The organism is Roseibium sp. AWQ4_290 (assembly GCF_056160985.1).
In genome coordinates this window covers 330,658-343,319 of record NZ_JBSWYG010000001.1, presented here as the reverse complement: position 1 = coordinate 343,319, position 12,662 = coordinate 330,658, and the positions used below count along the sequence as shown (strand labels likewise).

Below are 12,662 nucleotides of genomic sequence, written 5' to 3'. Positions count from 1 at the left end.
CCTTCCTTTGAGAGCGTCAGTCCGGTCAGGCATTCTGACCGGGCGGCGGCGGGAAATCGACTTCATGAAGGGCCGACAGGCGGACCAGCTCCTGCGGATCGGTCACGCCGTCAAGCGCACCGAAGAGGTCAAAAAGCTTGCGCGAGGGGGCCACGCCAAACACACATGTGGCGTCTTTGCCCGAGCGGTTGAAGATACCGTGGGCGATGCCCATCGGCATTCTGACCGTGTCGCCTGAGCGTGCGGTATGGGTTGTGCCCTCGATCTCCACCTCAAGCTCGCCCTCCAGCATGACGATCCATTCATCCTGGGTTGGATGAATATGCGGTGGCACGAACGTGCCTTTCGGGATGAAGGCATGCCAGATCAGGGCATTCGTGCTGTGCACCTTCGGTGTGTAGGTATGTCCGACCACGTTCCAGCTGATCCCGTCCAGACCCGTGTCCGCAGATGTTATACCAGCTCCATTTTTCATTTGGTTCCCCTCAGTGTTGGATTGATGGCAAGAAAAGCTAAGCTTGGAAGGGCGGATCGTTTTATCCAGATTGCGAAAAAAGATGCGGGAGGACAGTAAAGATGCGTATGGAAAGCGACAGCTTGCTTGATTGAGGCCGCGTGCGGCGGCATGATTTCATATGGCCCAGGCAGAGCGAAGATCTCCGCTACATGATTACCAGTGCTTCGAAACACGGGATGTGGATGAAGCACGGGCCATTGTGGCACGCCACTTTTACAGCCACCGTCTGGAGCGTCTGTCGGTCAGGGACCGGTTTGATGCCCGCCAGAACCGGGCGCCGGGACGGTGCCTGTCACTCAATTACATCCGCTACGGGGCGGATGTGGCCATCGACCCGGGCGAACTCAGTGATTTCTATCTGCTCCAGATCCCGGTCAACGGTACAGCCCAGATCGATCATGGAACCTGCACCATTCACTCCTGTCCGCGCGTTGGAACGGTTTTGAACCCGGACCGGGACACCCGCATGCGCTGGCGGGAAGGCTGCGAGCAGATCCTGCTTCAGATCGACAAGACCTACCTTCACGCCATTGCAACGCAGATGACGGGGGTCGAGATCGGACAGGTGCATTTTACGGCAGCGCTTGACATGGCGCGGCCCGGCGTTTCTGCATGGGCCTGCACCCTGCGCGGCCTCTTCGGAGCGGCCGAACACAGGCAGGCCTTTTGTGGCCCGGGCGATATCCGGCAACGGCAGCTGGAGGAGGGGCTGGTCATGTCCCTGCTCGAAGCGCAGCCCAACACGGTCTCGGCCCTGTTGCGCGAGCGCCGGTCCGCAGCAGCACCTGGTCTTGTGCGGCGCGCGCTCCAGCTGATCCACGAGCGTTTCGAGGAAGATCTCAGCCTCCTCGACATCAGCGTCTATGCGGGCACCACGCCGCGCAACCTGCAGATCCTGTTCAAAAGAGAACTGGGGTGCAGTCCGATGGAAAAACTGCAGTCGCTCCGCCTGAATTATGCCCACTATCTGCTCTTGTCGGCTGGGGCCCACCGGTCTATTGCTGAGGTGGCTGAAAGATCGGGCCACAGGCATGCGGGACGTTTTTCCGTTGCCTACAAGGCCCGGTTCGGCGAGGCTCCGAGGGAAACCCGCAACCGGGTTCCCTTCGGCTAGCCTGTCAAAATTCGGGCAATTTTTAGATGTCTTAGAATTTTTAGCGATATTTTGGAAGATTTAGCAGGGCAGTGTGTTGTGAGTATTCCCTATAAAATTTGCGCAAGATTTGTGTATAATATTGCTAATTTTGCCACTATTTTGCCTAAAATAATTAATGTTCCGTCCACTTTTTCGACCTTGTTCATTCCTAGGGTTTCTCCAGAACGGGGAAATAGGGCAGGTTGAATATGACGGGGACTTTCGAAGACTTTCTGGCGGCGCTACTGGCCTTCACATCCGGGTGGGACAGGGAGCGGTACAACGCAGGAGGTCTTGAGGACCGTCAGTTGGATCAATCGGCCGGCGGCTCTGTCTCCAGTTTCTTCCCGTCCTATTCCAGCTGGTCTGAGCTGTCGCCTGCCGAGTGGAAGGCCATGGCGTGCCGGTCGGTGAATTCTCTCGGCTTTGTCGGCTTCCGCTTTGGTGAAGCCCTTATGATTGACCTCGGATATTACGACGCCGAAGTCTATTATGGTCACGGCTCGGCCATAAACCGTTGGGACGGGACCTGGACCGGCAAAAACGGCATTCATTCGTTAAAGGGTTTCATGTCTGCGACCGCCCAGCGGCGTGCCATTTGTGAGGCCTTTGGCCACTATTTGCGGATCATGCAGTCGCAGCTTGCCGCAAGTGGGTCTTCCCTGGAGGCGGTGCTTGGCCGCAACGTAAGGTATACCCGTGGTGAAGAGGTGGTTCAGGTTGAGCTGACCTTGAGCGGTATCCTTGCGGCGGCCCATTTGCGCGGCGCCTGGGGGACGGCCTCGCTGCTTCTGGGCGGTGCGGCCAGCATGGATCAATATGGGGCCTCGATTCTGCAGAGCCTGGACCAGTTCGGGGGCTATGACAGCCCTTCGATCACACAACTGACGACCCTGTTTGAAGACCGTTCCGCCGCAGCGGCGGTGCCTGCTGTGCCGGAAACAGCCTCCCGAAAAACTCCCGATCCGCAAGTGTCGCCCGAAGATATGGCCTCTGACGAGACGGCCTCTGCAGAGATGGCCGTGGCTCGCGCCGTCAGCGAGGTGGCGCCAGAGGTCCTGCCCGGTTACGGTGCCGCCGGGGTTTCGGCGGAGACCGCGACTGTGGTCATTTCCTGGGCGTGGCGTCAGTCGGATAGGGTGACCGGTTTCAATCCGGCAACAGACACGATTTTCATCGACAAGGTTGGCGCGCTGGATCTGGACGTGGCGGAGACGACGGATGGCGTGGTTTTTTCCATTCCCTCCAATGCCCAGTCGACGACCCTTGCCGGTGTCCGCCTGAACGAGCTGAGCGGTGCCAATTTCACGATCCTGGATGCCTCCGCCGCTGAGGGAATCCTGGCTCTTGTCGGGGGCAACGCCCGTGCACCGCTGACGGCAACGCAGGTGTCCAGACCGCGCACACCGCTTGATCCTGTGGCCGCTGAGCCATTGCCGGCCGACCCTCTGCCTGCTGTTCCCGGGCAAGCCGCGGCGCCGAAATCTGGAGCGTTGGCTGCCGCTGCACCCGTGCCTGATGAGGTTGCAAACCGGTCGGGAGAAGCTGCGCCAGTTCTTGTCCCGTCTGCAGAGGTGCCGCAGGACGACGTTCTGGAAACTGTGTTGGACGCATCGGCCGCTGGTCCGGATGAAACCGGCACGGGGCATGGAACCGCCGGTGTGACAGCTGCATCGGCGACGGTCGTGATTACGCGGGCTCGGGGGGATAAGCGGGCGGTTTCCGGTTTCAATCCGCAGGCCCATTCGATTTTCATCGATTCCTTCGAGCCGGAGGCCATTGAGGTGTTTGAAGAGGCGGGCCATGTTGTGTTCGCCATGCCCTCCAACAACCAGGCGCTCGCCCTGGAAGGCGTGTTCCTGAGGGATCTTTCGCCTGCCAACTTCACTATTTTGAACGCGGATACAGGCCGAAAGCTTCTGTCCAAGATCGAGGCAGCCCCCCGGGAACGCGCAGTTGGCCGCGTGTCTGAGGACAATGGCGCTATGGAGCCTGGGTCCCCGGTCGCTGCAGAGCCAGCCCCGCTGGGGGCGGCGGCGCCCGTCGAAGCTGGAGCAGCCGCTCCAGTGCCACCTGCTGTGCGTCCGGCCTTTGCCGTCTTTGAACCAATTTCCGGCAAAGTGCGGCAGTCCGCTTCCAGCGTGCCCACTGTCGAGGTCGATGATATTTTCGAGCCGGATATGCCGGGCGCGCCGCGTTCAGCGCAGCCTTTGCCGAAGAGCCCGGTGCCGGAGGTGACTTTGCCGGACATGTCCCTGCCAAACGTGCCTTTGCCCCTTGGGGGGAGCGCCCGGGGCGGGGTCAAATGGGGTGCGGATTTCCGCGCAGAGAATATTATCGGCTTTGATCCTGGTGCTGACGAAATTGATTTCAGCATGGCGACGGCCGAAGGGTTTGTGCTGACGATGTCTCCGGCGGGCGAACCGGTGATCAACAATCCGACGGGCCCGGAGCATCAGATCGTGCAGGACATAAGGCTGTCGGATCTGTCACTGGATGCCTTTGTCGGTGTTGGCAGCAAGCTCCTGAGGCAGGATCTTGGCGCCATTTTGTGCTGGGAAAAGGGTATCGGCCCGCGTTCCGCTGGAACGGTTTATATCCGCTCCCACGAATGCGGCGTGTCGGACGTTGTGGCAGGCTTTGATCCGGCCACTTGGAAGATCAGCTTCCTGTATTTCGGCGCCCGGGATCACTTGAGCGTGGAAGACACGGCGGATGGGTTGGTGATCGCGTGTGGCCTGAGCGGTCAGAAAGTCATCTTTCCTGGCGTTCTCAAGGCAGCGCTCCGGCGAAACGCTCTTGAGTTCAGACATGACCAGTTGCTGGAAGACACGCTGGTGTCGGCTTTTGGCGCAACCCGTGAAGAGGTGGCCCTTGTGACCCGTAGCAGTTCTACGGCCCGCAGCGGTCCCGTGGCCGCCAGCGAAACGGACGGAGTGTCCAGTGCACCTCTGCCGCCCGTTGCGGGCAGAGAGGCGATTGAGGTGCCTGTTCTCAACACGAGTCCGGCGGACAGGCCAAATCCTGGCGCGGCACCGCATGACAGGTCCATGGAAACGCTCCTTTCTGAAGGGGATGCAGAGGACAGCGGCATTGTCTTGACGCGGGACAAAGACGAGGCGTTCGAAGACCGGCATTGGGGCTGGATGTTTGACGCCCGTTCCTTCAATCCGGAGGACGACATCCTGAACTTTCGGGGGAGCGAGGATGCTGGGCCGAAAGAGCGGAAGCGGGACGATGATCTGAAGATCACGGTCAACAACCAGGCTGCGCGTCTCTATCGCCGTAAGCCGCGCAAGACGGACAGTTTGCCGAGCGACAAACTCAAGGCAGCCAACTGGAAACCGGTTGTGATTGAAAACAATGGGGCTCCGGAGCGGCCGGTCCTCTAGGCCGGGGCTCCGAGGTGATCTTCCAGCCTGTTCGCAAGCGGATTTAAGATCTGCGGCTGCACGCCGCAGAACAGTTCGGCGAATCTTGTATTCTCTCGGCGTTCAAGTTTCGAGCGAACTTTAGGCATTTTTACCAATCCCCTTGAAAGCTCTGGAAAATAGTTTGGAATGTTTTCCGAAGTGAGGGGTTCTGCAAGATGCGCTGCCGTCAATTCGGCTGCTTGAACTTAACCCAACGTTAGAAATCACTGTTCTGCCATAATTTTTTAACTTTGCGTCCATGTTTCGGGCCTTGTTCGCTTCCACCCTTTTCTCACGACAAGAAAAAAGGCATGACCGAACATGAGCGGGACCTTCGACGACTTTCTGGAAGCCCTATTGGCCTTCGAATCCGGTTGGGACAGGGCGCGGTATGACGCGGGTGTGGTCCAGTACTGGCAGCTTGACCAATGGGCTGGCGGGCCGGTTGGCAGCCACTATCCGGACTATTCCAGCTGGGCGCAGTTGAGCGATGCCGAATGGAAGGTGATGGCCTACCGTTCCATGAACTCGCTCGGCTTTGTGGGCTTTCAGTTCGGCGAAGCCCTGCTGATCGATCTCGGCTACTATGATGACGATGTCTTTTACGGCAGCGGTGCGGCCACAAACACCTGGGATGGCACCTGGACCGGAAAGAACGGGGTCACGTCTCTGGAGCACTTCATGACGGGCGTGGCGCAAGACGTCGCGATCCGGGAGGCCTTTGGCTACAACCTTCAGATTTTGGAACGTCAGCTTGCGGCAGGAGGCACGTCTCTGGACGCCTTCATCGGCCAGACGGCCAGTTATGTTCAAGATGGCGAGACTGTCAGTGTGGAGCTAACGCTGACCGGAATTCTGGCAGCCGCGCATTTGCGGGGCGCCTGGGGTACGGCCACCTTGCTGCTCTCCGGCTCGGTCAGCGAAGATGAATACGGCACCTCGATTCTGCAATATATTGATCAGTTCGGTGGCTATGAGGCACCATCTGTCCCGGACATGATCGCCTATTATGAGGACCGGCAGACCGGGGACGAGGGGCTCGGCACCCCGGGAGAGAGCCTTGGTGATGGCGGACCCAATGGCGATACAGGCGGCGGTGCTGGCGGAGATCCGGTCGCGGAAAGCGGCGCGGGGTTTGGAGGGGCAGGCGTCACGGCGGCCGATGCGGATGTCGTGCTTACCTGGGCCTGGGGTGCACAGGAAAGCGTCAAAGGGTTCAATCCGGCAACGGGCACGATCTTCATTGACTGGATCGGTGCGTCCGATCTTGAGGTGAGCGAGACCCTGGATGGGGTTGTATTCACGGTTCCCTCCAACGTTCAGACGGTCACGCTTGCCGGTGTCCGGCTGGCAGACTTGAGTGCGGATAATTTCACCATTTTGGACGCCACAGCGGCTGAGGAAGTTCTCGCTCTGGTCGGGCCGGGCAGCGGCGCGCCCCAGACACCTGACGAGCCGGAATACCCGCAGACTCCGGATGCGCCCAAGGAACCGGACGGGCCCGACACTCCCGGCACATCGGCGCCACCTGCCGATCCTGGCCTTTCGGGAGAAACTGTGTGGACGGGCACGGCCGGGATCACGGCGGCGACCGCGTCGGTTGTCATCACCTGGGCGTGGGGGGAGAACCGGACGGTGTCCGGGTTTGATCCGCAAACGGACACGATCTTTGTCGACTGGTTTGGACCGGATGCCATCAATGTGGCTGAACACAATGGCAATATCGTCTTTACAATGGCGGCCAACAACCAGACGCTGACACTGAAAGGTCTTTCCTTGAAGGATCTGTCCCCGGCGACTTTCACCATTATGAATGAGGCGGCCGGGCGGCAGCTTCTGGCCGGGGTCAATCTGGCCGGGGTCAATCTGGACGGGGGCGGGCCGGGGCCGGCGGATCCTGAAGGTCCGCCTGCTCCGGAAGGGCCGGACGATCCCGGCATGCCAGCCGGATCGCAGATGATCATGATCACCCCGGACAGCCCATCACGGGTGGTGACGGATTTTGATCCGATGGCGGACATGATCCACCTGGAGGCCGGTGTGATTGCCGAGCGGCTGGAATTTGCCTCGGCTGCAGAAACGCTTGAGGGCGATCCGTCCGGTTTGACAATTCGACTGCTGACACCGGCCGGCGGGATAGCCCGCGAAACGGTGCTGGCCGGCGTTGAGGTGTCTGATCTGACCATGAACAATTTCATGGCCTCCGAGCAATCCGCCCTGAACGCGGTGGCAACCTTGCTGGGGCAATCGCTGGAAACGCCAGCAGCCGGAGGCTTTGACGTTACATACGACTCGGACGGATCCAATCCGCCGGTGCCTGTGGGGGCGAGCGACAAGGGCGGGGTTAAATGGGCCGCAGATTTCGGAGCGGATGATATCATCGGCTTCAATCCTCGGGCCGATGAAATCGACTTCGGCAATGCCTCGGTCCACGGTCTGATCCTGACCATGACGCCGGATGGGGAGCCGGTGATTGACAACCCCTGGGGGCCGGATATGCAGGTCCTGCAGGGTGTCCAATTGTCCGACTTGTCGATTTGGAATTTCGGTGTGGTCGGCAATGAGCATCTGCGCCAGGATCTTGGTGGCATCCTCTCCTGGGAGGCCGGTATCGGCCCCCGGGCGGCGGATACGGTCTATCTGCGCTCGCATGAGTATGGTGTTTCGCAGGTGATCGACGGCTTTGATCCGGCGGTTCAGAAAATCAGTTTTCTCTATTTCGGCACCCGGGAACGGCTTAGCGTGGAAGACACGCCCGAGGGCATGGTGATCAGCTCGCTGCCAAGTGGCCAGAGCTTTGTCTTTTCAGGGGTCTCAAAGGCGGATCTCATTCCCGGCAATGTCGAGTTTCACCATGATCAGGTGATGGAGGACAATCTGGAGGCGCCATTCGGCTTTGATCAGAATGATGTCGCGCTTGTGTCGCGCGCGGAGCTTCTGACCCCGCAAGCGCCTGCGGGCGAGACGACGGACGGAGGTCAGGTGCGCGACGGGGTTGGAGCGGTGCCGGAGCAGCCGGAAACGCTGGAAGATCCTGACCAGCCGGACATACCTTCTGTATCTCCTGCGGACGGTGGGGAGATTGTGCTTGGGGAGGGGGGCGATACGGTTCTGGTCACTTGGGACTGGGGCCGCCAATTCGCCGTCAAGGCGTTCAATCCGCAAGAGGAGGTGATCCATTTTCGTGGCCTGTCGGCGTCTGATGTGGAGATCCGGGAAGTTGGATCGAACCTGGAGGTGACGGTCGCGAACAATGGCGGGCACAGGTATGTGTTTGAGGGGCTGCAGGCGGAAGATCTGTCGTTGGCCAATCTGACCGCTGCGAAATGGAATCCTGTCGTTACGGAAGTTGGAGGGGTTGCCGAGCAGCTCGAAGCTCTTGGAAATTCCGATGTTCTGACCTGAATTTGAAGCAGTGAAACCGGCCCTTCTAACCCTCCTCCGGCCGGTTTTACCCTGACTATTTTTTCAATGGTCTTAAATTTGAGCAATTGTCCGTCAGCTCATTTTCAGTTGACGCCCTTTGGGCGCGCTACACCTGTCAGTGACGGTTTCAGTTCTCCACAACTCATTCATTTCTCTGATGGAATAGGCAAAAATTGCCGGGTGGGCGTCTGACCCATCTTGAAACCTCCGTAATCCTGCGAATCCGATTCTACAATCGTGTCAAGGCTTCATTAAGCATGTTTCGGTTAGAGTTGTCCGACGGGGTCGTGCGCGATCAAATCAGGCCGGAAACCCGGACTTTCCATTGACCGCCCATATTATCCCATGGTATCCCATAATTACCCAGAAAGGGGAGTTTGGGCCCATTTCCATCGGGGCCAGGACATCTGATCGGCAGTGTCAAGTTCAGCCGGTTTTTGCAAAATGCATGTCCCTGGTTCGATGCGGCCATCTCTTCTCAAAGGGTTTTTCGGGGTTTCGGCGGGCGGTGACTGCCTGAGGGGATAGATGGCCGGCTTTGTTTCTCATTTTACCAACCGGCTGGACGCCAAGGGTCGCGTGTCGATCCCGGCGCCCTTCCGCGCGGTATTGGCGAGAGATGGTTTTGAAGGTCTTTATTGCATCACATCTGCCCATTGCGAGGCCGTCGATGCGGGTGGGAATGAGCTGCTGGCTGAAATCAACAAGCGCTCCGAAGCGTTCTCAAAGCTCTCGCCGGATCATGATGCGCTGGCTGTGGCGTTGTTTGGGGCGAGTGAAAATCCGAAGATCGACGGGGATGGGCGCATGACCATTTCCGACATGATCCGCGAGCACACAGGCATTACCGATCAGCTCACGTTTGTTGGTATGAATTACAAGTTTCAGATCTGGGAGCCGCAGAAGTTCCGCGAGTACCGCGCAGAGGCCCAAAGGCGCGCGCTCGCGATGCTGTCGGGGCAGGTCCCCGCACCTTCACAGGGAGAGCCGGTATGATGGCGCTTGGCGACAGGGATGTTGATCCCGCCGCTGGCGGACCCGGGCGCCATGTTCCGGTTCTCCTGCGTGAGGTTCTGCAGTGGCTCGATCCGAAGCCGGGGGAAGTGATAGTTGATGGCACCTTCGGAGCTGGCGGCTATTCCAGGGCGTTTCTGGAGCGGGGCGCGCAGGTTGTCGGGATTGACAGGGATCCGGATGCAGTTTCCGCAGGGCAGGCCTTGGTGGATGAAAGTGGTGGCCGGTTGACGCTTGTACCCGGCCGGTTTGCGGATCTTGAGCAGCATGCCCGCACTGCCGGGTTTGACGGCGTGGACGGTGTGGTTCTCGACCTGGGTGTCTCATCCATGCAGCTTGATGAGGCCGGGCGGGGCTTTTCGTTCCTGCGGGACGGGCCGCTTGATATGCGTATGGAGCAGGCTGGGCCGTCGGCGGCTGATGTTGTCAATCAAATGCCTGTCCGCGACCTGATCCGTATCATTGGTCTTCTGGGCGAGGAAAAGCGGGCAACCTCCGTTGCTCATGCGATTGATGCGGCCCGTAAGGAAAAACTGTTCACTGGCACGCTGGAACTGGCCTCCCTGATCGAGAAGGTGCTTGGCCGTTCGCCCAAGAAAGCGCAGATCCATCCAGCAACCCGCACGTTTCAGGCGCTGCGGATCTATGTGAACGGCGAGCTGCATCAGGCAGCGGCAGCGCTTGGAGCAGCTGAGCGCATCTTGCGGCCGGGCGGCCGCCTTGTGCTGGTGTCGTTCCATTCCCTGGAAGACCGGATTGTGAAGCGGTTCTTCCAGGATCGCACCCGGACCCGGGGCGGCGGCTCCCGCCATATGCCGGAAGAAGATGTTCCGCCAGCGACGTTCGAAGCACTGACGCGCAAGGCCGTAGAGGCGGCCCTTGAGGAAACCGGTGCCAATCCGCGCGCCCGCTCCGCAAAGTTGCGCGCAGGCAAGCGCACGCAGGCGCCGTTACGTGATCTGGATATCCATGCGGCGGGCGTGCCTCGTCTGGCCGCCTTTCATGGATTAGGGGGCTGAAATGGTTCGAACGCTCAACATCCTGTTCATTCTGGCGGTCGTGGTCGGCGCTGCAACGGTCTATGACATGAAGCTGGCTGCCACCAAATCGGCCGAGAAAGTCGCCGATCTGCATCGGCAGATCGAGGAAGAGCGCAATGCGATCCGGCATCTCAAGGCCGAATGGAGCCTTTTGAACAAGCCCGACAGGCTGCAAAACCTGGTGGAGCGCTACAATGACTATCTCCAGCTGGAAACGCTTGATGTGAAGCAGATTGTGAGTCCGGAAGATCTACCGGCCCGCCCGGTAATGCTCGAACCCATCGGCGGCTCCAACCAGATGGGCGGCTATGCCGGCTCGTCGGCGGCAATCCGGTGAGGCGGGCGGCATGACAATCGTAAGCGAACAGACAAGTTTCCTTCAGGTCCGCCAGCGCCATCCAAGATCTGTGCGCGGGTCCGTGTCTTCCAGCGCTGTGCGCTCGCGCGTCTATGTGGCCATGCTGGCCTTTGCCTGTGTTTATGCGGCCATTGGAGGCCGGCTGGTCATGCTGGCGGAGATGGAGCAGGCGCCGTCACATGCCTGGAGATCGGCGCAGGATTCCGTGTCTGCCTCGCGGCCGGATCTGATCGACCGCAATGGCGAGATCCTGGCGACGGATATCAAGACAGCATCCCTCTATGCCGAGCCGCGCCGCATTCTGGACGTGGACGAGGCGGTTGAGGGGCTGACCCGGATCCTGCCGGAGTTGGATGAAAAGCTGGTGCGGCGCCGTCTGGAAAGCGGTGCGGGATTTGTCTGGCTGAAACGGGAGCTGACCCCGCAAAAGGCAGATGAAATCCATAATCTCGGCTTGCCGGGCATCGGCTTTCTGTCTGAAAACCAGCGCTTTTACCCGGGCGGCCCGACGGCGGCCCACATTGTCGGTTCCGTGAATGTGGACAATCAGGGCCTCGCAGGGATCGAGAAATATATCGACAATGAATGGCTGGGGGATCTCCAGTCCCTGGGATTTGCTTCCGACCGGTCCATGGAGCCGGTGCGCCTCGCGGTTGACCTCAGGGTGCAGCATGTGGTGCGCGATGAGCTCGTCAAGGCGATGGAGCGCTACAAGGCCATTGCGGCCGTCGGGATCGTGCTCAATGCCAAGACCGGCGAAGTTGTCGCCATGTCATCTCTGCCGGATTATGACCCGAATGACCGGTCCCAGGCGCTGGAAAAGGACCGTTTGAACCGGGCGACCGGTGGTGTCTTCGAGATGGGGTCGGTGTTCAAGACCTTTACCACCGCCATGGCGCTCGATTCCGGCTCCGTGTCCATCAATGACAGTTTTGACGCCACCCGGCCGATCCGGGCCGGTGGCCGCAAGATTTCCGATTATCACGGCAAGAACCGCATCCTGTCCGTCCCGGAAATCTTCATCTATTCGTCCAATATCGGCACCGCCAAGATGATGCTGGCGACCGGGATCGACCATCAGAAGGAATTTCTCACACGGCTGCACTTGACCAAACGGCTGAAAACGGAACTGCCGGAAAATGCCGCGCCGCTTCTGCCGCCCAAATGGAACGAACTGGCGGCCATGACGATCTCCTTCGGTCACGGCATTTCGGTCACCCCCATGCAGACGGCGGTTGCCGCAGCTGCCCTGGTCAATGGCGGCAAGCTGCTGACACCTACCTTCCTGCCGCGCAGCAAGGAGCAGGCAAATAAGATGGCAACCCAGGTCGTTTCGCCCGAAGTCAGCCGTATGATGCGCTACCTGTTCCGTCTCAATGTCATTCCGGGCTCCGGTGGCTCCGGCAGCCGGGCGGATGTGCCGGGCTACACGGTTGGCGGCAAGACCGGAACGGCGGAAAAAATCGAAAACGGCCGCTATGTGAAGAACAAGCGCCGCAACTCGTTCCTGTCCGCGTTCCCGATGGATGATCCGCAATATGTGGTTCTGGTGGTTCTGGATGAGCCGAAACGCGAGAATGAGCGCAGCGGAACGGCCGCCGGCTGGAACACCGCACCGACCACCGGGGCGATCATTCGCAGGGCCGCGCCGATGCTTGGTGTGATGCCGCGTTTCGGCCAGGGGGATGAACCGATCGAGATTTCCTATTAAGGAGAAGAATGGGGAGCTAAAAGGGTAGGGAAGCCTTGACCTCGCGGG

At 59.7% G+C, this 12,662-nt stretch carries 8 protein-coding genes; 7 read left to right on the top strand and 1 reads right to left on the bottom strand.

What is annotated here, in order from left to right; genetic code table 11:
* Positions 1–25 precede the first annotated feature (25 nt).
* The gene (locus ACXAH0_RS01505; RefSeq protein ID WP_475188553.1) at positions 26–475 is read right to left on the bottom strand and encodes a cupin domain-containing protein; all 450 of its coding nucleotides are present in this window, start codon (positions 473–475) and stop codon (positions 26–28) included.
* A 220-nt stretch (positions 476–695) separates the two neighbouring features.
* Here ACXAH0_RS01505 and ACXAH0_RS01500 point away from each other — a divergent pair, with 220 nt between their 5' ends.
* The 7 genes from ACXAH0_RS01500 (at position 696) to ACXAH0_RS01470 (ending at position 12,614) form a co-directional block, all read left to right on the top strand.
* Positions 696–1,631: a cupin domain-containing protein gene (locus ACXAH0_RS01500; RefSeq protein WP_475188550.1), complete on the top strand. Its 936-nt coding sequence runs from the start codon at positions 696–698 to the stop codon at positions 1,629–1,631.
* A 230-nt stretch (positions 1,632–1,861) separates the two neighbouring features.
* On the top strand, positions 1,862–5,044 hold the full coding sequence (locus ACXAH0_RS01495) for a DUF5585 domain-containing protein (protein ID WP_475188548.1): 3,183 nt from the start codon (positions 1,862–1,864) through the stop codon (positions 5,042–5,044).
* Between the two features lie 342 nt (positions 5,045–5,386).
* Entirely contained in the window at positions 5,387–8,470 is a 3,084-nt protein-coding gene (locus ACXAH0_RS01490; protein ID WP_475188545.1) for a hypothetical protein, read from the top strand.
* Between the two features lie 549 nt (positions 8,471–9,019).
* Positions 9,020–9,487, top strand: coding sequence for a division/cell wall cluster transcriptional repressor MraZ (locus tag ACXAH0_RS01485; RefSeq protein ID WP_475172326.1), 468 nt, complete (start codon positions 9,020–9,022; stop codon positions 9,485–9,487).
* A complete protein-coding gene (rsmH, locus tag ACXAH0_RS01480; RefSeq protein WP_475188544.1) occupies positions 9,484–10,524 on the top strand; it encodes a 16S rRNA (cytosine(1402)-N(4))-methyltransferase RsmH in 1,041 nt (346 codons plus the stop codon). Before ACXAH0_RS01485 ends, rsmH begins: the two co-directional genes overlap by 4 nt.
* Before the next feature lies 1 nt (position 10,525).
* Entirely contained in the window at positions 10,526–10,882 is a 357-nt protein-coding gene (gene ftsL / locus ACXAH0_RS01475; protein WP_475172330.1) for a cell division protein FtsL, read from the top strand.
* 10 nt (positions 10,883–10,892) lie between these two features.
* Positions 10,893–12,614, top strand: a complete 1,722-nt coding sequence (locus ACXAH0_RS01470) for a peptidoglycan D,D-transpeptidase FtsI family protein (RefSeq protein WP_475188541.1) — start codon at positions 10,893–10,895, stop codon at positions 12,612–12,614.
* Positions 12,615–12,662: the final 48 nt, after the last annotated feature.